Below are 21,824 nucleotides of genomic sequence, written 5' to 3'. Positions count from 1 at the left end.
CTGAATGAAGACTTTTCGTTTTGCAAAATACATCGTCCTGACCAGCGCCCTGGGCCTTCTAGGTTCCTGCGACAGCTTCCTGGACGTGAACGACAACCCTAACGCCGTGGTGTCGGCTCCTGCGAGCAATGCGCTGGTGGCCTCTCAAACGGCGCTGGGGTTCCTGTCCGGCTCCGACCTGCACCGCTATAGCTCCATCATCGTCCAGCAGTTTTCGGGGCAGGGCGGCAGCGCCAACCAGGTGGTGCAGTATGACCGCGGCGTGATTACGGGCACAGACGTGAACAACGTATTCCGTACCACCATCTACGCGGCGGCGTTGGCAGACATGCAGCAGCTGATCAACGTGAATCAGGCGAGTAGCCCGGTTTACGCCGGCATCGCCAAAATCATGCAGGGCTATCTGTATGGCATTACCGTAGACTGCTTCGGCGATATCCCTTATACCGAAGCGCTGAAGTTTGCCGCCAACGGCAGCCCGAAATATGACAAGTCGGAGGACGTGTACAAAAGCCTAATCGTGCTGATTGACGCTGGTATCGACGACCTGAAGAAGCCGAGTGCGCTGGTGCCCGGCGCCGATGACCTAATCTACGGTGGCAACTTGGCACGGTGGGAGCAGTTTGCCAACACGCTGAAAATGCGCCTGTATGTGCATTATTACCCCAAGTTTCCGCAGGAGGCTACCAAAGGCATTGGCGACCTGCTGACGGCCAAGGCGCCCGTTATGACGAGCATTGCCGACAACTTCCAGCTGCGTTTTGAGACGGTCGTGGGCAAAACCAATCCTATCGACCAATTCGAACGGTCGCGTCCCAACCAGATATTCCCAAGCGCTACGCTGGTAAGTATCATGAATACTAAGGTGGACCCTCGCCGGCCTTCCTACTTCACCGAGTTTGGGGGCGCCGGCCAATACACCGGTGCGGCCAGCGGAACCGGCGGAACCGGGGCTCCCAGCACGAGTTTCTCGCGCATGAATACCTATATCCGCGGGGCCCGCACAGGTACCGGTCTGCAGGATTACGACGGTTCGGCTCCCATCCGCATGGTTACCTATGCGGAATACCAGTTCATCCTAGCCGAGTATTATGGCCGCACCGGCAACCTGGCTAGTGCCAAGACCGCCTTCGAGGCCGGTATCACGGCTTCCATGGACATGGCAGGGGTAGCCGCCGCTGCCCGCACGGCCTACATCGCCGCCCGCCCCGCGCTGACGGCTTCCAACTACCTGCAGCAGATTATTGAGGAAAAATATGTAGCCAGCCTTGGCGTAGTTGCTGAGCCTTGGACGGACTATCGTCGCACCGGCTTCCCGCAGCTGCCCTTGCCCTCTACCAGTCAGGTATCGGCCATTTTGCGCATCCTACCCTATTCTGATGCCGACCGGGCCGCTAATCCTGCCAACACGCCCCTGCGTGCTGACCTGACCGTTCCATCCGTGTTCTGGGATCCGGGCAAGTAAGGTGTTTCATTCGCGGCAAGCAGCGCGTCATGCGGTGCCCTTGCCCGGTTTTCTCTTTGTTTTAACAATTCTCCATGAAAAAGACTCTTTCTCATTTCCTGCTACTTTTCGTCGTCGTGCTGCTGATGGCTGGCTGCAAGAAGGATGAGCCGGAATATACCGTAGCCCCAAAGTCATCAATCATCTTCGATGACAATATTGACAAGGTCACGGCTGACTACAAAAAGGCGGGTAATCTGGTGCTTAAAGTTGGCATCAATGGCCCGGCCACCAGTGTGCGCATCACCAGCTCATATAGCGTAGGCTCTACCCCCAAAACCAAGGATCTGAACTCTTTCCCAGTAGTAGATGGGGCTGCAACCGTAAACATTCCTGCGGTCAGCGTGCGCAACACGGCGGATGGCGAACTGGTGGGAGCTACCTCCAACGCTACTACGCGCCCTCCCAATACCTACGTTCTCATCGTTGACGCCGTGAACCCAGATGGCAGCACCGATCGGCGCTATTTCACGACTGTTATCGTGCAATAAGTGGTAAGTGCCCCCGAACCTGTTTCGGGAAAACGTAAAATATCCCGGCTGCTGTAGCAGCCGGGATATTTTTTTGTAATCTGAGCAGTGGCTTCTACTTCACTTGCTTCACCGCACCCGCACCACGCCGGCCCCCGAATACGAATGGTAATCCGCGTTATACATAGCATCCGCACTCACCGGGCCCAGGCGGAAGGTGCCTTTCGACACGGCCCGGGCCACGTAGTAGAACGACTTGGGCGCGATGGTGGCGGTGGTGAACAGGTTGAGACGGTCGTCGCGCAGGTCGAGGTAGTCGGGGGTGGCGGCGTCTTTGGCCCAGGTCAGGTCGCGGACGGCCCCGATGCGCGGGTTTTCGATTTCGAGGCCGGCGGGGAGCAGGTCGGTGATGGCCACGTTCTTTACGTCCCCGGCCGCGTCGGCGCTCTGGATAGTGATTTTGACCACTACCAGGTCGTTTTGGCGGAACGTGGGGGAGCCGACGGAGTTGCCGTTGCGGTTGAGAAACTGGCGGCGCACGCGCAGGAAGCTGTCTTCCTCGCGCACGGTGTTGACGGGCGAAACGCCCTCGGTTTCCCAGAAGTAGTAGAGGCTGCCGGTGCCGGCCGTACGCAGGGCTAGCCGGCGGTTGGCTACGTTGTTTACCGTGAGGTCTTTGCCTAAGAAGTCGCCGATTTTCTGCGCGTCGGCTATGATGCCGGCCGTGACGGTGCTGCCGGCATTCTGGCGGGCTACTTTGCCCAGGGCCAGGAGCGAAAAGGCCCGCTCCTGGGTGTTGAGCCAGCGGGCGGCTTTCACCTGACGGCTGAGCTGGCGGGCCATGCGGGGCACCAGGGGGCTAGCGGGGTCGGCTTCGAGCAGGGCGTTCAGCGCCAGGGCCAGGTCGCGGACGGGGGAGGAGAACGAGCCGTCGAAGGCGCGGCGAGCGGCGGTTTCGGTGAAGGTGGTGGGCAGCAGGTCGCGGAAGCCGCGCTGGTTGCCGCCCACGGCCTGGGCGGCGGCCAGCAGGAACCTAGAATCCTGGGCCAGCAGCTGGCGGTTGGCCTTGTAGTAGTTCAGGGCCACGGCATCCTGGCGGCCGGCCAGGGCCAGCACGTACACCGAGTAGGCAATTTCCTTCTTGGCAATGACCTTGCGGCGGGCCAGGTTATTCACGTCGAAGTAGTCGTATTCCTCGGTTTCGCGGCGGCGGGTGCGGGCCTGCAGGTATTGCAGGGTTTTGTCGAGGGTACTCTTGTTCACCTCGAAGCCGGCGCGTTGGGCTTCGAGCAGGAAGTGGGCGGCGTAGGCAGTGGCCCACCAGTTGTCGTAATCACCGCCGGGCCAGTAGCTCAGGCTGCCGTTGTAGAGCTGCTGGGCCTCGATTTTACGGATGGCCTCCTGCACGTTGTAGTTGGGGTTGTATCTGGTGCTTAGTGCCTGGTGCCTGGTGCCTGGACTTTTTTGCTGCAGGGTGAAAGCTAAATCACCGTAGTAGAGCTGGGGGAAGGCGGCCGATACGGTTTGCTCCAGGCAGCCGTAGGGGTACTGGAGCAGGTAGCGCAGATCTTTGGCAAACTCCGTCATCGGCGAGCGGCTCACCACCAGCTGGCTGCGCAGGGTGGCGGGCAGGAAGTCGGTTTTCAGGTTCAGGCTCTGGGCGCTTCCGCCTTTCACTACGCCCGAGCCGGTGACTTTTTGCAGGGGAGAGGCCGGGCGAACGGGTATCTCGATGGTTTCGGTGAAGACTTCAAAAGCCTGACTGCCTTCGTCTGCGGGATTAAAAGCAGCAACTTTGACATTGATAGTAGCATTCCCAATTTGCTGTTTGGCCTTGAACCGTAAACGAATTTGTCCTTCTGTATTCGGGCTAAGAGTTACTGTGGGAACAATTTCTGCAGTGTGGCCGCCCACTATAATTGTCTTGGCAATTGATTCTAATGATCCGTCAACCAAGGGCTTCACATCTAATCTTATCCTTTTCCCCGTTGTATTCGTCAGCGTCACAGGTACGTCAATCGTGTCGCCGGGGCTGAGGAAGCGAGGGAGGCTGGTGCTGATGACCACCGGGTCAGCCACGCGCATGGTTTGCTCAGCGCTGCCGAAAGCGTCGCCTTTGTAGGCCACAGCCATCACGCGCACGGCCCCGCTGAACTGCGGAATCCGCACCCGGTAGCGCACTTTGCCGTTGGCGTCGGCGCGGAGCACGCCGCTCCATTTGGCCAGCAGCTGCACCCGGCGCGAAGGCACGGGCGTGGTGCGGCGGGCGAGGTCGGCACCGTCGCCGCCGGAGGAGCTGGTGCCCAACTCGGGCAGCAGGAAAGGGTACACGTCGTAGGCCGTCACTTCCAGGGCGCGCTTCTGGTAGAAGTAGCCGTAGGGGTCGGGCGTGCGGTAGTCCTTCATCTGCAGAATGCCCTCATCTACCATAGCGAAGGTGACCGACGCGCCGGGCGCGGTGCTGGCCTCGATGGTCTGCCAGGTCTGGGAGCGGCTCTGAGCGGGCACCTTCAGCGCGAGGGGCAGGCGGGTGCCGGGCTTTTCCACCGTCAGCGGCACGAAGCCCCGCGCCACGGTGAGCGGCAGGCGGTTGTCGGTGATGGCGCGAATGGCGGTGGCCGTCACGTAGGTGGTGGGGACATGATTCCCGCGAATCGGAATGCTCACCCGCGCCGACTTCTGGTCAGTGGTCACATAGAAATGGTCGAGCACCTTATCCCGCTCCACCGTGATGAGCACGCGGCCGGGGAAGGGCGTTTTGAGCAGCAGGTGGGCCACGTCGCCGGGCTGGTACTTCGCCTTGTCGGCCTCAATGGTGACTTCGCCTTCGTTGTTCACCTCGAAGGCATTGCTTGGCGTGTCGCCGTAGCCGTAGGCGTAGAAGCGGCCGGCCACGTAGGTGGCCGCGCCCGGCCGGGCCACGCGCACCTCGTACTCGCCGGAGGAAGCGGGCGTGAAATCCAGGCTGGTTTCAGTACCGATGGTGCGGCGCTGGGTAAGAATCAGTTGCTCGCGCTTCTGCGAGTTGTACACGTAGCGGCCGCCCTGGCGCTCAATCACGGTTTCCCACAGCAGGCGTACCACCTTGATTTCGGCGCTGGCGCTGGTGGGCTGGCCGTTCGGGGTGAGGGCCACGACGCGCAGGGGCAGGGACTGACGGGTGCTCACCAGCTCGGGCAGGCGCTGTAGGCCGAACAGTACCGGCTGGGTTTGCACCTCAAAGGTGGCGAGGCGGTTTACGGGTCGGCCGCTTTCATCGAATACGGTGGCGAAGGCTGCACCTTCCAGCGTGCCCAGATCCTGGTAGTCGGGTACGGCGTAGGTGGCGGTGCCGCGGCCGGTGGCGTCGGTGGTGCCCTCGCGGGTGGTTTTCTCGAAGCGGTCGGCCAGGGAAGTAGCTTCTTCCGCGCCGTAGGTCCGGGGGCGGTTGTCGCCGCTGCTGATGCGAAAGTCGTAGCCGGGGTAGTTTTTGGGGTTGAAAGGCTTTTCCTTGAGCGAGAATTCCACCTCAAACTTCCGGTCGGCGGCGGGCGGGCCGAACAGGTTCAGGGCCGTGATAGTCGCGGAAACCACGCCGCCGGGGCGCACCACGGCGGGCGCGGCCTTCACCGTCACCTTCAGGCGGTCGGGGATAAACTCCTCCACCGAGATTTTGCGCGAAGTCAGCAGCACGTCGTTGCCGGTCAGCACTTCCAGGGTGTAGAGGCCAGTCATCACGGCGGGCGGCAGAATAAAGCGCGACTCAAACGCGCCTTCGGCGGAAAGCTGCCGACGCAGGCTGGCGTATTCCTTGCCGGTGGGCAGCAGCAGGCGGATTTTCACCGGCAGCCCGGCCGGCGGAGCCTGCCAGCTTTCGGTGCGCACCACGGTGTTGGTCCGGATCGTGTCGCCGGGGCGGTATAGGTCCCGGTCGCCGTAGAGGAAAGCCTGGTAGCGGGCGGCATTGCTCTGTAGCCCGCCCACGTCGAAGCGCGAGGTTTCGACCCGGCTGGTGGGCAGGTTCAGGAAGGTGAAGTCGGCTTCATGCTGGGCCGTGACCATACTCAGGCGGAAGCGGCTGGTGGCGGCGGTGCTGTCGAACACGGCCACGCCGGCGCGGTTGGTGGTGCCGCTGCTGATTACCTGGTTGTTAGCGCTGACGAAGCGCACGTTCACCCCGGCCAGCGGCTGAGCGGTGCGAATCGAGTTGGCAAATACCAGCGTGCGGCCGGCCTGGCCCTGCTTCACGATCAGGCCGATGTCAGACACCGCCACGAGCTTGCTCACCTGCAGCCACTGCCGCTCGGTGTCCTGCACTTTCACCACGTAAAGGCCCTTCATCGGGCCGGTGAACTCCAGGTCTTTCAAACTCAGGTTCAGCAGGCGCAGGCCGTTTTCCTTGGGCAAACCGGCCACGGAATACGTGCGCTCAGTCAGCACGCTGCCGAGCTGCTCCACATCGTAGTAGCGGTACGACTTGTCCTCGTACTCGCCCCCGTCGCCTTCGCCGCCTTCCTCACCGTCGGCATCGTAGCCGTACTGCTGGCCGCCGCGCAGCAGCTGCTGGATGTTGTTGGCGTAGACTTTGGCGATGGTGACCTGCACCTTTTCGACCTCGGCGATGCGCACGCCCAGGTTGCGGGTGCCCAGCGCGTCGAGGTACAGGGCCTTGTCGCCGTTGGCAAAGCTGATGGTGGGCCGCTCGTCCACGAAGGAGGCGGTCTGGGTGAAGGGCTCGGCCAGGCTGCCGCCCAAGGTGCCCCGCAGCCCGCCGCGCAAACTGATCTGGTATGTCTTGTCCACGTTGAAGCCGCCTTTAAGCACAAAGCCGCTTTCCAGGGCCTCCACCGCGTAGTCCACGGCCGGCGACACGGTGAGCAGGGCCGGAATTTCGGCAGCCGATACGGGCTGGTTGGTGAGCACCGTAATCACCGGGTTGCCCTCAACGATGGCGGCCACCACCTCGCGCACCAGCAGGGTCTGCTGGTCGGGCACGGCTACCTGGGCGGTAAGGGGGCGGGTGGTTGCCTGGCCGGAGCCGGCCGGGCGCAGGCCGGGAGCCAGCTCCAGCGTGATGGGGGAGCCGGGGCGCACGTCCTGGGTAAGGGCCACGCCCACGATACTGTCGGCTTCGGCCCCAACGACCTCAAAAGCTACGGGTCGGCCGTCCTGGGTTACGCGCAGCAGGGGCTGCACGTCGGCGGGCTTCACGGCGTAGTTGAACAGCAGGTTGGCCTGCAGCTCGGCCGAGCCCGCTACCCGCCGGCTCTGGCTCCAGAACAATTGCGGGTCATGCATCCGCAGGGCCGGGGTGTGAAACTTGGGTTTACTCAGCTTCGGCTCACTTTTCAGCTTCAGGGCGGCCAGTGCCACCGGCTGCCACTGTGCCCGAAACGCCGTGGCGGGCCGGAAGGGCTCGACCGGGGAGAAGGTCAGCTCCCGCTCACTGGTCCATTTAAACTTGCCACGCACGGCGGGCTCAAAGCGCACGTACTGCAGCGTATCCCAGCGGCTGACCCGGCCCGCGCCCACGGGCTCGTCGAAGGCAAACGTGATGTTCTGGTAGGGGCTGATTTCCTCGCCGTCCGCAGAGTCGGAGCCAGCGTTGTCGGACCGGGAGCAGGCGCCTAGCAGTGTCAGCAGCACCAGCAGGGGCAGGCGGGATAAGCGGAACGATATCATACAGCTAGGCAGGAAGAGGAGGTATTCCGGAAGGTATGGAAAAAGGGAATTGCCGCCGAACTCCGGCCGGTAGAACCGCTCGGCAGTAATCGGAACAATGTCGCGCCGGCATCGAATTAGCACCGCGCACCATTAAGGCTCCAGTTAATTCCCTTGCCAGGCTACCAGCAGATTTTTCGTGAGACTTGATGGTGTCCATTTCTACTGTTGAGCTACTGCGTATCCTACTACAGCAACGGAATAATGAAAGCGGCTGAAAATAAGCTGATTGACAAATAGTCATATTAAAAAAATTATAATCATAGAGTATTGAAAAATAGCAAGACGGTATAATGTTTATAAAAGAAAACAAGTATACTAAGGGTGTCTAATCTCGCTTCTATCGTCTTAAAATGGATATTTATCGAAAAAACTTGTAAAGCAGTAAGGAGCTGGCGTACTTTGCGGATAAGGTGTTTTCCTGATTTCTTAATATTTCCTATTCTTTGCTAACAGCATGAAAAAACTGCGACTTTTCTCTCTGCTTATTTTGCTGGTTTGCGGCTTTGCGCCTACCCAAAGTCGGGCGCAGACCAACGAGCTGGCGGCCGTTACCGGCACCATTCTGACGGAGCAAGGTACCCCGCTGGCGGGCGCTTCCATGGCGGCCATTCACCTGCCCACCGGTGTGCGCCGCATAGCCCTCACCGACGCCCTGGGGCACTTCGACCTCAATACTCTGCTCACGGGCGGGCCCTACGTGCTGCAGATCACGCAGGCCGGGTTTCGCTCCCAAGTCGTGAGCAACATGTTTTTGAAAGCCGGCCAGCCGGTGAACCTCAACTTCGCGCTGGTGCCCGACGTGGTGGCCGTAGGTACGCGCCGTGCCGACCGCACCGAGCAGGATGCCGTGGCTCCCGTGGATGTAATTGACATGCGCGAGCTGGCCCTCACGGCCCCGCGCACCGACAACACCCAGCTGCTGAACTACGTGGTGCCCTCCTTCAACTCGAACCGCGAAACCTCGGCCGACGGCGGCGACCATGTGGACGGCTTCAACCTGCGCGGCCTGGGCATCGACCAGGTGCTGGTGCTCGTGAATGGCCACCGCCGCCATGCCTCGGGGCTGATAAACCTGCTCGGTAGCCGCGGCCTGGGCAGCTCGCCCACCGATCTGAATACGATTTCTGCCAATGCCCTCGACCGGGCAGAGATTCTGCGCGACGGCGCGGCGGCCCAGTACGGCTCCGATGCCATTGCGGGCGTAATGAACTTCACCCTGAAAAACGACAACCACGGTGGCAACGTGCTGGTGAACAACGGGATTCATAGCTCGGGCCTGGGTTATAACACCACCCTAAGCCTGAACAAGGGCCTGAAGCTGGGCAAGCAGGGCTTCCTGAACCTGACCGGCGAGGCCGACTACCGCGGCTATACCACCAGCCCGCAGTATAGCCGCGACCTGAAATCGTGGCCCATATTTTCGGACGAGAAAGCCCGGGAGGATTCCTTTCTGCTCGCCAATCGCAAAACCAGCCTCGACTACCGCCAGCGCAACGGCGATGCCCGCATGCTGAACTACCGGGGCGTGTACAACGCCGGCGTGCAGCTGTCGGAAAAGACTCGGTTCTACTCCTTTGGTACTTATAATTTCCGGCGGGGCCAGGCGGTGGCTCCGTGGGTGCTGCCCTACTCCAATCCGGCCGACCTGAGCGACCGGGCGGGGTTCAGTCTGGGCTACCAGCCCAACATCAATACCCGCATCAATGATGGCTCTGCCGTGGCGGGCCTCGAGCTGAAGCTGGGCCAGTGGAGCCTCGACCTGAGCCAGAGCGCCGCCGCCAACCGCATGCTCTACGACCTGAGCAACACGCTGAACCCGTCGTTGGGCACGGCTTCGCCCACTACCTTTAAGGCCGGTGGCCAGCGGCTCACCCAGTTCGTGACCAACGCCACCTTCACGCGCCTGTTTGATAAGATGCTGGCGGGCACCAACGTGGCACTCGGCGGCGAATTTCGCACCGATGGCTACAAGATTATTGCGGGCGAAGACGCTTCGTGGAAAGACTACGAGCGGGGCGCGGCCGGCGCTTCGGGCGGCTCGCAGGGCTTTATCGGCTTCGACCCCACCTCGGCCGCTTCGGGCACCGGCAGCCGCCGCAATGTGGCCGGCTTCCTGGACGTAGAAGCCGACGTGACCAAGCGCTGGACCGTGGACGGGGCCGTGCGCTTCGAGAACTACTCCGACTTTGGCTCGGCCTTCATCTACAAAGCCAACACCCGCCTGCGCCTGGCCGACTGGCTGGCCCTGCGCGGCGGCTACAACACCGGCTTCCGGGCTCCGTCGCAGGCGCAGCAGGTGTATAGCCAGCTCACGCTGCTGCCTACGGCCAACGGCACCACGTACTCAGGCATTTTCAACAACCAGAGCAGCATTGCCAAAGTGGCGGGCATTGGCCGGCTCAAGGCCGAAACCTCACGCAACCTGAGCGCCGGCTTCGTGGTGAATCCTACGCAGGAGCTGTCGTTGGCCATTGATGCCTACCGCATTGATATTGATGACCGCATCAGCCTCACCAACACGTTTGCCGAAGGTATTTCGACCTCGCTCGATGCCGCGCTGCAGCAGGCCAACACAACCAGCGTGCAGTTTTTTGCCAACTCGGTAAACACCCGCACCCGCGGCCTGGACGTGGTGACCCGCTACAGCAAGCTGCTGGGCCGCGGTACCCTGCGCACGGCCCTGGCGGCCAACTTCAACGAAACCCGACTGCGCAGCCTGCAGGTGCCGGCGCTGTTTCAGGGCATTCAGAATGACAAGCTGGCCGGCAACGACTTTATTGGCCAGCGCGAGCTGTCGTTGCTGACTATGGGCAGCCCCCGCAGCAAAATGATAGCTACGCTGGGCTATGAGGGCAACAAGCTGGGCGGGCAGGTGCGCGCCACGCGCTTCGGGCAGGTATCGTTCTATGATTTCAACTTCAACGGTCTGGAAGAAGGCTCGTCGTACCTGATTTTCCGGCCCAAAACCTCCATTGATCTGCTGCTGACCTACAAGGCCACCAAGGGCCTGCTGCTGGCGGCCGGGGCCCAAAACGTGTTCAGCGTGCGCCCCGACGACATCAACACCGCCGCCGACAACGGCCACGCGCCCGATGGCGTGCCCGCGCCCCACAACCGCAGCCGCACTGCCGCCAACGCCTACCTCTCTGATAAGTACGGCTACAACATCAGCCTGCCCTATGACCATGATATTCTGCCCTACCAAATGGTGCAAACGGGTCTGAACGGGGCATTTTTCTACCTAAAGGCCTCCTACACGTTCGGGCTGTAGGGCTGCCGGTTCCGGCCGACTGACCCGCCTCAGCTCTCTCGCCTTTTGAGGCCGCCTCCGGGCAGATGGCACGCTGCCGTCTGCCCGTTGGTGGCTCTGGCCGGGCGGTTTCAGCGGAGCCAATTAGGTAACAAAACCCTGAAACACATTTTTTCTGGCGCTATTTCCTTCTACTTATGTACACCTCTACGCTTCGCCTGTTCCGCTTGCTGAGCGGTTTTGTTATCTGTTTGCTGCTAACCCCGGCCGCGGCCGCCGCCACGCCCTCTGCCGGGGAGGTGCCGCTGCCTTACCGCGCGGAAGAAGTCACGTTTACCAACCTCACCCTCAACGCCCGGCTGAGCGGAATGCTGACCGTGCCACCAGGGACGGGGCCGTTTCCGACGGTGCTGCTGCTCAGCGACAGCGGCCCGCAGGACCGCGACGGTACGGTGGGCGACTTTGCCCCGCTGGGCCTGCTGGCCGATTACCTCACCCGGCGCGGCATGGCCGTACTACGCTTCGACGACCGGGGCGCGGGCAAATCCGTTGGCCCGGCGGCTACTACCACCGCCGAGCTGGTCAGTGATGCCCAGGCGGCGCTGAACTACCTGCGCACCCGCCCCGAAACCGACCTGGCGCACCTGGGGCTGGTGGGGCACGGCGAGGGCGGCAACGTGGCGCTGCTGGCCGCCGCGCAGCCGTTGTCGCCGGTCTTCGTGGTGGCGCTGGCTGCCAGTGGCCTGCCGGGCCAGGAGCTGGTGCTGCAGCAGCAGGCCGCCACGCTGCGCCTCGTGGGCTCCGATGCGGCCCAGATTGAGGTGGCCACCAAGCGCCAGCAGGCGCTGCTCGAAATCATCCGGCAGACGCCCGACAATGCCCAGGCTCAGGCCATTGTGGCCAATATTCTGAAGCAGAACAACGCGGCCGTGGATGATGCCACGGCCCAGTCGAGCGCGGCTGAAATGACCTCTGCCCGCTACCGCTATTTTCTGGCTTTCAACCCCCTAGAGAAGCTGACGACCATCAATTGCCCGGTGCTGCTGCTCAACGGCACCGCCGACCTCACCATCGACGCGGACGCGAACCTGGGGGCGCTCAGCAGAGGGCTGAAGCTGAACAAGAATGTAACCGTGAAGAAGCTGGCCGGCGTAAATCACCTCTTCCAGGCCGACCCGGCCAAGTGGCCGGTGGTGGGCGGCCAGCCTCAGCCGACTTTCTCGCCCGAAGCCCAGGAAGCCATCCGGCAGTGGGTGATGGATCAGGTAAAGAAATAGGCAACCTTTATGGCGATGTCCAAACTCCTACTCCTGGCCTTGATCCTGGCGGCTCCCGGCCTCGCGGCGCAGCAGATACCGGCTGAAACCTCTGCTTACCGACCCTATAAAGCCTCGCTGGGTATCCTGGCCAATCCGCGCGTTATTGGCTTGCAGGTCGAGGCCCGGCTGCTGCGGCATTTCGGAGTGCGCGCGGCCGGCCTGCAGGTGTTCGATGCCAATCAGCGCCAGAACGAGTTCAGCGCCGGCGGCCTAGGCCTGCTCACGTTCTACATTCCGCTGAAAAATCAGCGCCTGGAGCCGGTGCTGGGCCTGGGCGGCGTGTATTCGCTCTACCACTGGGATGTGGGCCACCATCGCGGCAACCTGCACGACGTGAACCTGGGCGGCGGCGCGGGCCTGAACCTGCGCTTCAGCAACAACTTCCGGGCGGGCTTCAATGTGCTGGCCGCCAACGGCTTTCGGGCTGACTATGTGGAGGGCGCCATGCGCGTCGTTGGGCGGCGGCTGCTAATCATGCCCGCGCTGTCGCTGGACGTGCTGCTGTAGCATATCCTGAACCGAACCCCAAGAAAAAGCCCCGGCTACCGAAATAGCTGGGGCTTATCTTGTAGCGGTGGTCCCGAAACTAGGGGTTCACGTGCTTCAGCTTCAGGCGGCGACGCTCCTGCGCCTGCTTTACGCGGCGGTGCAGGGCTTCCTGGGCAGTTTCAACCCGCTCGGCGGCAGGGGCCGTCGTGTTGGCGGCAGTGGTGGTCTTGGTCGACATAGGAAAAAAAGTAAGTTCTGACCCAAAGATACGGTTCTCCGCCACATCCGGATACTGCGCGGCGGGCACTTGGCGGCTATTGTCCGGGCGAATACGTTCTTTCGGCGTGCTGGCGCACGTCTTCGGGGTAAAACAGCACCTCTTTAAAATTCTCCTCGCAGTAGAGCGCAGCCTGATCCAAGAAATGGGGCGAATCCGGATGGCTGCTCACGCCGCCCGTGAGTACCGAGCGCGCCCGCACGCGCGGCCCAAACTCGACCACGGCAATGAAGCTGTTGCCCACGTTGCCGTAGCGCTTTTTGGTGCCGGGATAGGTGCGCGAGCCGTAGGCCGCCAACGAGCCCCACGCCGACGACGCAAACGCCACCGGCAGGCTGGGCTGCCGGTCATCAAAGGTTTCCTGAATGCGACCCGTCAGGCGCTGGTAGCGGTTTATTTCGCCCCAGGGCAGGCGCCAAGTGCCAAAGTCGCGGGTCAGCTCGGCCAGCACGGCGGCTAGGGCCGTGCGCTTCTCCTGGGCGGTGGTGTGCTGCAGGGTGAAGGCATTGTAGCTGAGCTGGCTGAAAACCTGGTCGGGGGCGGCGCGGGGGCGGGCCAGCTGCTGGAGCTTTTCGGCCCAGTGAATGGCCAGCGTCTGAGCCACGGAGGCTTTGGCGTAGCATCGGTTCCAATTGCGCAGCAGCGCCACGGCTTCTGCCTCGTCCGGAGCCGGGGCGGGGGCGGCTTCGTAAGCGGCCAGCAGCGGCGGCAGCAGGTCGTCGAAGGCCGTGAGGTAGGGGTCTTTGGCGGCGGCAATGAGCGTGTCGAGGGTGAAGGCGGCTTTCTTCCGGGTGAGCACGCGCACGGCGTTCAGGCCGCGGTAGTTTTCGGCATCCGGGGCCATATAGGCGGGATATTTGGCCCGGTCGGGGCTGCTGCCGGGGCCGGCCACGGTGAAGGGCGTGGCGTTGCAGTTCTGCAGGAAGCTGCTGGCCGGGTTGCGCACCTGCACTATCTCGTCCACGTTGTGCAAGCCGCGCCACTCGGTGGCGGGGTTGCTGCCGTCCACGGGCTCGTCCCAGTTGAAGCGCGGGTCGCGGCGGGGCATAAAGTTGCCGTGCCAGTAGGCAATGGTGCCCTTACTATCGGCAAAAACCGTGTTGTTGGAGGCGTTGCCGTTGAGCTTCATCACTTCCCGAAAGCTGGCGTAATCAGTAGCCTTGGTGCGCAGATACGATTGCTCCAGCGCCTCCAGCGGCGTATCCATCATGCGCACCGTCACCCAATGGGCGTCGTCTTTCTGGCCCACCACCGGGCCGTGGTGGGTGCGGTAGGTGGTAAAGTCGCGGCGCAGCAACTGGCCGTCTTTGCGGTAGGCCAATGCAACCTTCCCCACCTGCACCGGCCGCCGCTGCTTGCCGTAGCGGTATACGAAGCCGGTTTTGGTCTTCTCAATGGTTTCCAGATACTCATCCATCGAGTCGGCGTAGCTGGAGGTGTGCATCCAGCCGCAGTGCTCATTGAAGCCCTGATAGATGAAAAACTGGCCCCAGGTGACGGCCCCGTAGGCGTTCAGGCCGGCGGCGCTGGTCATCTGCACCTCGGGCCGGAAGTAGAATGAGGTGTGCGGGTTGATGAGCAGCAGCGCGTGGCCACTGGCGCTACGCTGCGGGGCAATGGCGAAGCCGTTGGAGCCCGTCGGCTCGCGGTCCTGCTTCTCGAAGTCGGTATGGAGCCAGGAGCTGGACTTTTTCTGGCTGTAAAATGCCTTCAGCCGCTCCACCGACACCACGCTGATATTGCCCCCGATGCTGCCCTCGCTAAACATGAGCGGCATCCAGGGCCGGAAGCGGCGCAGCAGCCGGGGCTGCACGGTGGGGTGGGAGTAGAGGTAGAAGTTGGTGCCGGCAGCGAAGGCATCGAGCAGCTGCCGCATCCAGGCGGGGCTTTTTTGGTAGATACTGATAGCCTGGGTGCTATCCATGAACAGGCGGGCGCGCAGATCCTCATACAGCGCCGCCTCGCCCTCCACCTCCGCCCGCCGCCCGATGGCGGTAATGTAATTGTCCTCCACGCGGGCAAAGTCGTCTTCGCACTGGGCGTAGAGCAGGCCAAACACCGCGTCGGCGTCGGTTTTGCCGCTTACGTGCGGCACGCCCCAGGTGTCGCGCACGATGGTGACCTGCCGGGCCTGCTGCTGCCAGCCGGCTATTTCGGCCAGGGTGAAGGCCTGGGCGCGGGCACTGAAGCCAGCCGTGAGGGCGAGCAGAACGAGAAGGAGCCGCATCGGAGTGGGATAAGTCAGATTCAGGGCCTAATGTAGCGCACCGCCACGGCTTTGCCGCCATCGGAGGGGCGAGTGGCCGCCTGACTGCGTACACGGACCTGGGCCGGTTATTTTTACCGGCGCGGCCCCGGTTTTTTATCGTTTGTCATCCTGAGCCTGCGAAGGACCTTATGCCAGTTTAACGACATTCGTTGCAACGACTCGTGCTGTCGTAACAAGGTCCTTCGCAAGCTCAGGATGACAGACGAGGGGGAATTATTAAACAGCTTCTTTGCCTTATGCTTTCCCACCAGCACGAAATCTTCCTCGAAGTAGCCCGGCTGCTTAGCTTCACCAAGGCCAGCCAGGCGCTGTTCGTGAGCCAGTCGGCGGTGAGCAAGCAGGTAAAGGCGCTGGAGGAATACTACAAAACCGGCCTGTTTGAGCGCCTCGGCAACAGCATTCTGCTCACGCCGGCCGGCGAGTTGCTCTACCGCAAGCTGCTGCTGGCCAAGCAACTCCAGCACGAGCTGCACCAGGAGTTCACCACGCTCAGCCCCACGTTTTCGCCCCAGGTCCACATGATCATCGGGGCCAGCACCACCATTTCGCTCTACGTAATTCCGCCGGTGCTTTCGGCCTATCTGGGCAAGTTTCCCAACACCCAGCTCACGCTCAAAAACCGCAACAGCGAGAACATCCTCAAAGCCCTGCTCGACCACGAAATCGACCTGGGCATTATCGAGGGCATTCATAAAGTGAGCAACGTAACCTACACCCCGCTGCTCACCGACGAGGTGGTGGCCGTGTGTTCGGCCCGCAACCCGCTAAATAAGAAAGAGTTGCGGGCCCAAGAGCTACTGGAAGTGCCCGTGGCCCTGCGCGAAACCGGCTCGGGCACGCTGGCCGTGCTGGAAGAGGCGCTGGCCGAAAAGCACATCCGCCTCACCGATCTGCGGGTGAAAGTGCGGCTGGGCGGCACCGAGGCTCTCAAAAACTTCGTGCGTGTAGACACCTGCCTGGCCTTTTTGCCCCGGCAGGCCGTGATGAAGGAGCTGGCCTCCGGCGAGCTGGTCGAAGTGCCGCTGCCCGACCTGAACCTGGTGCGTCACTTCGATTTTGTGCAGCGCAAGGGCACCGAAAACAACATGCCCTACCGGGAGTTCGTCCAGTTTGCCCGTCGTCATTATGCCAAACCGGCATAGGCTATTCCGAATCACCATCTGATTTGGGAATAGGCTTGGCGCCGTTTCGCGTTCAAGCTACACTATGAACGCTATCCTCGAATCCGTATCCCGCCTGCAGGCCCTGCACTGCTCCGTGTGTGGCACGCCTCACTCTGCCTTCGCCCTGCAGCGGGTTTCCGCCTGCTGCCAGATGCCGCTGCTGGCCGACTACGACCTGCACGAGCCCCTGTCGCGCGCCGGCATTCGCGCCACCGATGGCACTATGTGGCGCTACCGGGCCGTGCTGCCCCTTTTCAACGACGAGAATCAAGTCAGCCTGGGCGAAGGCTTCACGCCCATTCTGGATCTGAAAAACCTGGCTGGCCGCTACAATCTGCAGGCGCTGGTGCTCAAAGACGAAGGCCAGAACCCCACCGGCTCCTTCAAGGCCCGCGGGCTGAGCATGGCTATTTCCAAAGCCAAAGAGCTGGGCGTGCAGGGCTGCATCATCCCGACGGCCGGCAATGCGGGCGTGGCGATGGCGGCCTACTGCGCCAAAGCCGGGATGCGGGCCGTGGTGGCCATGCCCCGGCACACGCCCCAGGCCTTCAAGGAGGAATGCTACTGGTACGGGGCCGAAGTGCAGCTCATCGACGGCCTGATCAACGACTGCGCCGCTTGGGTGCGCCAAGCCAATGCCGATGGTGAATTGCTCGACGTATCGACCCTGAAGGAGCCCTACCGCATTGAGGGCAAGAAAACCATGGGCTACGAAATTGCCGAGCAGCTGAACTGGCAGCTGCCCGATGTTATTCTGTATCCGGCCGGCGGCGGCACCGGCCTTATCGGCATCTGGAAAGCTTTTCGGGAGATGAAAGCGTTGGGTTGGCTGGCCGCCGATGTGAAGCTGCCCCGCATGGTGGCCGTGCAGGCCGCCAGCTGCTGCCCGCTGGTCGAAACCTACCGGGGCCGGCAGGCCAATGCCCACCAATATGTGGGCCGGCCCACCATTGCCAATGGCCTGGCCGTGCCCCGCCCGCTGGGCGAATTGCTGATGCTGGACGTGCTGCGCGAGTCCGAAGGCACCGCCATCAGCATCACCGATGCCGAGATGGTGGAGGGCATGCGCGAGCTGGCCCGCCTCGAAGGCTTGTTTGTGGCCCCCGAGGGCGCAGCCGTCTGGATGGCGGCCCGGCAGCTGCTGGCCGCCGGCTGGCTGCGGCCCGAGGAGCAGATTCTGCTGCTGAACACGGGCTCGGGGCAGAAATATATGGCGAACGTAGAGGGGCAGCACGGATAGCCGGGGGCGGTTGTTGCCCGTGTCCGGCACCGCGGCTATTCAGCCGGGCTTCCTTACTTTGCGCTTATGAACGTGTTAATTGTGGAAGATGACCGCGCCCTGGCCCGGGAGCTGGGGCTGTTTCTGTACGATGAGCACTACCACTGCGACTTTGCCCGCACGGGCCGCGAAGCCTCGGAAAAGCTTTTCGTGAACGAATACGACTTCGTGCTGCTCGATTTGAGTCTGCCCGACCAGGACGGACTGGCGCTGCTGGCCCAGGCCCGGCGCGAGCGGAATCAGCAGGCGTCCATCATCATTCTGAGCGCCCGCGGCTCCGTAGATGACCGCATCAACGGCCTCAACCTGGGCGCCGATGACTACCTGCCCAAACCGTATTCGCTGCTGGAGCTTAGCTCGCGGATGCTGGCCGTGACGCGGCGCAAGCACGGCGTGGTGCAGGATGTGCTGCCCTTCGGCGGCTTCACGCTGCACCTGGCCGACCGCAGCCTGCGCTACGGCGCGCAGCCGCTGGTGCTCACGCGCAAAGAATTCGACCTGCTGCACTACCTGCTGCTGCACCGCGGCAAGGTGCTCACGCGCCTGCAGCTGAGCGAGCATATCTGGGGCGGCTCGGTGAATGAAAGCGCCGACCACGACTCCAACTACATCGACGTGCACATCAAAAACGTGCGCAAGAAGCTCGCCGCCCACGATCCGGCCCACGAGTGGATCGAAACCGTGCGCGGCATCGGCTACCGGCTGCGGCCCGACCCCACACCCGAAACCGGGGCCGCGCCGGCCGCTACGTCCCCAGCGTGAAGCTCCAGCAAAAGCTGATTCTGCTCAGCGTACTTTCCAAGGCCCTGATGGCGGCCGTGCTGCTGCTGGCCCTGCCCTGGGTGGCGCAGGGACTGGTGCTGCGCCACACCGATGCCGCCCTGCGCGCCGAGCTGCGCCAGGTGCAGCGCCGCATCGGGCAGGTGGGCATCGAGGAGTTTCTGGACCGGCCGTCGCGGCAGGGCCGCACCCACTACGACTTGCTGCAGGACGAATTTATTGCCCTGCAGCCCAGCGCCGCGCTGGTGGCCGATACCATTGGCACGTTTCCGCGCCGGCAGCAGGGGCAGCTGGTCGATTTTCGGGTGCTGCGTCACGGCGGGTTCTATCAAGGGCGGCCCTACATCTACGAAATCGGCAAGAGCATTGCCTCGCTGGAGGAAGTGTATGAGCTGCTGCGCACGCTGGCGGCCTACGTGCTGGCGTTTGCGGTGCTGCCCACGCTGCTGTTTGAGCTGGGCGTGATTCGGCACCTGCTGCGGCCCGTCGACTACATTGTGGAGCGCCTGCGGGCCGTGCGCGGGCCCGTGCCGCCCGCACTGCCGCCGCTGCGCACTACCACTTCCGATTTTCAGTACCTCGATGCCAGCATCCAGCAGATGCTGCTCAAGATTCAGTCGGTGTTTGAGCAGGAGCGCCAGTTCATTGCCAATGCCTCGCACGAGCTGCTGACCCCGATTTCGGTGCTGCAAAACCGCTTCGAGAATATGCTGCGGGCCGAAATTCTGCCCGAAGAAGCCGAAGCCCAGCTCGTGGCTTCGCAGAAAACCCTGCACCGCCTCACGGCCACGCTGCGCACGCTGCTGCTCATTTCACGGGTCGAAAACCACCAGTTTGCGCTGGCGGAGCGCGTTCCGGTGGCCGAGGTGCTGGCCGAGGTAGTAGAGGAGCTGGAGGACCGCATCGGGGAGATGCTGCTGCGGGTGGAATGGCAGCTGGCCGGCGAGCCGGTGCTGGCGCCGGCCAACCGCCCGTTGGTATTCACGCTCTTTTCCAACCTGCTCAGCAACGCGGTGAAGTACAATGAGCTGGGCGGCCTGATTGCGCTGCACGGCCAGCCGCTGCCGGATGGGGCCTATGAGCTGCGCATCCGCAACACCGGCAAACCCATTGCCCCGGAGCATCTGGCCCACGTTTTCGAGCGGTTCCGCCGCTTCGACACCGACGCCGCCGAGGGCTACGGGCTGGGCTTGACGGTGGTACACAGCATTGCGCAGCTGCACGGCATTGGCTTCGGCATCAGCTCCGAGGCCGGGCGCGGCACGGAGTTCAGCCTGCGGCTGCCCGCGCCGGCCTAGCGCCGGCCGCTGCGCGCCGAAAGCACCCGACTGCGCCCCGCCAAATTGCCGGTATCTTTGCGGCCGGCCGCCTTTTTGCCGCCTCCCGACGTTCCTGCCGTATGCGTATTCTGCACGTTTTGTCTGCCAATTTCTTTGCCGGCTCGGTGAGCTACGCGGTGCATCTGGCCGAGGCCCACCGGGCCCAGGGCCACACAGTGACGATGGTATCGGATAGGGCCACGCTGCCTACGGGGGCGCGGTGCGTGCAGGCGCCCATCAGCAACCGGCGGCACGGGCAGCGGCTGCGCAACATCCGGCTGCTGCGCCAACTGGTGCGCCAGGAGCAGATTGATGTGGTGCACGCCCACTCGCGGGCGGCCAGCTGGGTGGCGTATTTTGCTCTAAAAGGCACCGGCGTGCCCCTGGTGAGCACCGTGCACGGCCGCCAGCATCTGCACGCCTCCACCAGCCTTTTCGATGTGTATGGCGACAAGGTAATTGCCATTTGCGCCAACCTGAAAACACATCTGGTGGAAGAGGTGAAGATGGCCGCGCCGAAAATCGTGCTGCTGCCCAACGGCATCGACTTCGGCGCGGAGCTGGCTACGAACCAGGCGAAAACGCCCAATGCCGAACCCGCGCCGCCGCGGATTTCCTTTATCGGCCGCTTCAATGGGGGCAAGGGCGAGCGGGCCGCACAGCTGCTGCAGCAGGTGTTTCCGGCGCTCCTTTCCGAATTTCCGGCGCTCCGGCTGGCTCTCATCGGCGGCGAGCTAGAGCACCTGCCCGAGGCCGGCAAAGCTGCCCTGCAAGCGCTGCAGGCGCAGTTTGGCAGCCGTATTGAAGTGGTGGGTTTCACGGAGGATATTCCCGGCTGGCTGCATAAATCGTCGCTGGTAATTGGGGCCGGGCGCGTGGCCATTGAGGCGCTGGGGGCCGGCGTACCGGTGCTGGCACTGGGCGAAGCTGCTTACGCGGGCCTCGTAACGCCGGAAACCTACGAAGCCGCCGCCGCTTCCAACTTCGGCGACATCTCCGCCCGGCTGCAGCCCACTTCCGAAGTAGACTACGCCGCCCTGCTAACCGAAGCCCGCGCCGCGCTGGCCGCGCCCCGGCCCGTGCCCGCCGCCCTGCAGCAGCAGGTGCGCACCGACTACAGCCTGAGCTACATTGCCGCCCAGGTGCTGAGCGTGTACCGCAGCGCCCGTATGCAGAAGGCCCGCCCCGGCTTCCTGCCGATTCTGATGTACCACAAAATCCCGACCGAGCCGCTGCAAACCAAGCATCGGATTTTCGTGACGGCCGAAAACTTCGAGAAGCACCTGCGCTATTTCCAAAGCCGGGGCTTCACGCCCATTACTTTCAAAGATTACCTCGCCTTTGCCAACGGCGACCAGCCCCTGCGCGACTTTCCCGCCCGCCCCATCATCCTCACCTTCGACGACGGCTACACCGACAACTACACCAACCTGCTGCCCCTGATGCAGCGCTACGGCTACCGCGGCGTCATCTACCTGCTCGGCGACGCGGCCGTGCGCTACAACTTCTGGGATGCCGACTCCGACCCCACCGAGCCGCGCTGCGAGATTATGTCGGAGGACGAAAAGCGGGCTTTCGTGACGGCGGGCTGGGAAATCGGGGCGCATACGCTCACGCACGTCAACCTCACCACGCTGCCCCCGGCCCAGGCCGCCCACGAAATCCGGGCGAGCAAAAATGCGCTGGAGCGCACGCTCGGCACCGAAGTCGTCTCCTTCGCCTACCCCTACGGCAGCGTCAATGAGCCGCTAAAAAAGCTGGTGCAGCAGGCCGGCTTCACCTTCGGCGTCGCCACCGACACGGGCGGTATGCACCTCGAAGACGACCATTTCCAGATCTTCCGCGTGAACATTTTCCCGGAAGAAACCCCCGGTACATTGTTCAAAAAAACCGCCCCCTGGTACCGAAAATACTACCGCTTCAAGCGGGGGAAATAGTGAGATAGTGAGATGGTGAAATAGTGAGTTTGATGTTCGATTTGCGCAACATGCGCCAGCTGCGC

At 62.8% G+C, this 21,824-nt stretch carries 13 protein-coding genes; 10 read left to right on the top strand and 3 right to left on the bottom strand.

Features of this window, described 5'->3' with window-relative positions; translation table 11 throughout:
• Positions 1–4 precede the first annotated feature (4 nt).
• Positions 5–1,465, top strand: coding sequence for a SusD/RagB family nutrient-binding outer membrane lipoprotein (locus BUB62_RS09830; RefSeq protein WP_073109349.1), 1,461 nt, complete (start codon positions 5–7; stop codon positions 1,463–1,465).
• Positions 1,466–1,539: 74 nt separating this feature from the next.
• Positions 1,540–1,995, top strand: coding sequence for a hypothetical protein (locus BUB62_RS09825; protein WP_143164099.1), 456 nt, complete (start codon positions 1,540–1,542; stop codon positions 1,993–1,995).
• Between the two features lie 108 nt (positions 1,996–2,103).
• On the opposite strand, the gene BUB62_RS09820 is transcribed toward BUB62_RS09825, so the two are convergent.
• Positions 2,104–7,635, bottom strand: a complete 5,532-nt coding sequence (locus tag BUB62_RS09820; RefSeq protein ID WP_073109336.1) for an alpha-2-macroglobulin family protein — start codon at positions 7,633–7,635, stop codon at positions 2,104–2,106.
• Positions 7,636–8,131: 496 nt separating this feature from the next.
• Between BUB62_RS09820 and BUB62_RS09815 the strand changes: the two genes are divergently transcribed.
• From BUB62_RS09815 to BUB62_RS09805, 3 genes are all read left to right on the top strand, one after another.
• Positions 8,132–10,948, top strand: coding sequence for a TonB-dependent receptor (locus tag BUB62_RS09815; protein WP_073109333.1), 2,817 nt, complete (start codon positions 8,132–8,134; stop codon positions 10,946–10,948).
• 176 nt (positions 10,949–11,124) lie between these two features.
• A complete protein-coding gene (locus tag BUB62_RS09810; RefSeq protein WP_073109330.1) occupies positions 11,125–12,204 on the top strand; it encodes an alpha/beta hydrolase family protein in 1,080 nt (359 codons plus the stop codon).
• A 15-nt stretch (positions 12,205–12,219) separates the two neighbouring features.
• A complete protein-coding gene (locus BUB62_RS09805; RefSeq protein ID WP_073109328.1) occupies positions 12,220–12,753 on the top strand; it encodes a hypothetical protein in 534 nt (177 codons plus the stop codon).
• 79 nt (positions 12,754–12,832) lie between these two features.
• On the opposite strand, the gene BUB62_RS19300 is transcribed toward BUB62_RS09805, so the two are convergent.
• Both BUB62_RS19300 and BUB62_RS09800 read right to left on the bottom strand, forming a co-directional pair.
• Positions 12,833–12,973, bottom strand: a complete 141-nt coding sequence (locus tag BUB62_RS19300) for a hypothetical protein (protein WP_159437435.1) — start codon at positions 12,971–12,973, stop codon at positions 12,833–12,835.
• 76 nt (positions 12,974–13,049) lie between these two features.
• Entirely contained in the window at positions 13,050–15,239 is a 2,190-nt protein-coding gene (locus BUB62_RS09800) for a penicillin acylase family protein (protein ID WP_073109326.1), read from the bottom strand.
• Between the two features lie 278 nt (positions 15,240–15,517).
• Here BUB62_RS09800 and BUB62_RS09795 point away from each other — a divergent pair, with 278 nt between their 5' ends.
• The 5 genes from BUB62_RS09795 (at position 15,518) to BUB62_RS09775 (ending at position 21,759) form a co-directional block, all read left to right on the top strand.
• Positions 15,518–16,423: a LysR family transcriptional regulator gene (locus tag BUB62_RS09795; protein ID WP_073109313.1), complete on the top strand. Its 906-nt coding sequence runs from the start codon at positions 15,518–15,520 to the stop codon at positions 16,421–16,423.
• 64 nt (positions 16,424–16,487) lie between these two features.
• Entirely contained in the window at positions 16,488–17,684 is a 1,197-nt protein-coding gene (locus BUB62_RS09790; protein WP_073109312.1) for a threonine synthase, read from the top strand.
• A gap of 66 nt (positions 17,685–17,750) precedes the next feature.
• Positions 17,751–18,485 carry a response regulator transcription factor gene (locus BUB62_RS09785; protein ID WP_073109311.1) on the top strand — a complete coding sequence of 245 codons (735 nt, stop codon included), beginning with the start codon at positions 17,751–17,753 and terminating at the stop codon, positions 18,483–18,485.
• Positions 18,482–19,801: a sensor histidine kinase gene (locus tag BUB62_RS09780; protein ID WP_073109310.1), complete on the top strand. Its 1,320-nt coding sequence runs from the start codon at positions 18,482–18,484 to the stop codon at positions 19,799–19,801. The genes BUB62_RS09785 and BUB62_RS09780 overlap by 4 nt, the downstream gene beginning before the upstream one ends.
• A 119-nt stretch (positions 19,802–19,920) precedes the next feature.
• Entirely contained in the window at positions 19,921–21,759 is a 1,839-nt protein-coding gene (locus BUB62_RS09775; RefSeq protein ID WP_159437434.1) for a polysaccharide deacetylase family protein, read from the top strand.
• Positions 21,760–21,824 lie beyond the last annotated feature (65 nt).

The sequence above is a fragment of the Hymenobacter daecheongensis DSM 21074 genome, assembly GCF_900141805.1.
Classification (GTDB): domain Bacteria; phylum Bacteroidota; class Bacteroidia; order Cytophagales; family Hymenobacteraceae; genus Hymenobacter; species Hymenobacter daecheongensis.
The sequence above is the reverse complement of the archived record's forward strand: the minus strand, read 5'-3'. Positions and strand labels throughout refer to the sequence as shown.

What these genes read in the sequence shown, in the direction of transcription:
- BUB62_RS09830 (WP_073109349.1), top strand. Translation starts at nt 5, where the DNA reads ATGAAGACTTTTCGTTTTGCAAAATACATCGTCCTGACCAGCGCCCTG.
- BUB62_RS09825 (WP_143164099.1), top strand. Translation starts at nt 1,540, where the DNA reads ATGAAAAAGACTCTTTCTCATTTCCTGCTACTTTTCGTCGTCGTGCTG.
- BUB62_RS09820 (WP_073109336.1), bottom strand. Translation starts at nt 7,635, where the DNA reads ATGATATCGTTCCGCTTATCCCGCCTGCCCCTGCTGGTGCTGCTGACA.
- BUB62_RS09815 (WP_073109333.1), top strand. Translation starts at nt 8,132, where the DNA reads ATGAAAAAACTGCGACTTTTCTCTCTGCTTATTTTGCTGGTTTGCGGC.
- BUB62_RS09810 (WP_073109330.1), top strand. Translation starts at nt 11,125, where the DNA reads ATGTACACCTCTACGCTTCGCCTGTTCCGCTTGCTGAGCGGTTTTGTT.
- BUB62_RS09805 (WP_073109328.1), top strand. Translation starts at nt 12,220, where the DNA reads ATGTCCAAACTCCTACTCCTGGCCTTGATCCTGGCGGCTCCCGGCCTC.
- BUB62_RS19300 (WP_159437435.1), bottom strand. Translation starts at nt 12,973, where the DNA reads ATGTCGACCAAGACCACCACTGCCGCCAACACGACGGCCCCTGCCGCC.
- BUB62_RS09800 (WP_073109326.1), bottom strand. Translation starts at nt 15,239, where the DNA reads ATGCGGCTCCTTCTCGTTCTGCTCGCCCTCACGGCTGGCTTCAGTGCC.
- BUB62_RS09795 (WP_073109313.1), top strand. Translation starts at nt 15,518, where the DNA reads ATGCTTTCCCACCAGCACGAAATCTTCCTCGAAGTAGCCCGGCTGCTT.
- BUB62_RS09790 (WP_073109312.1), top strand. Translation starts at nt 16,488, where the DNA reads ATGAACGCTATCCTCGAATCCGTATCCCGCCTGCAGGCCCTGCACTGC.
- BUB62_RS09785 (WP_073109311.1), top strand. Translation starts at nt 17,751, where the DNA reads ATGAACGTGTTAATTGTGGAAGATGACCGCGCCCTGGCCCGGGAGCTG.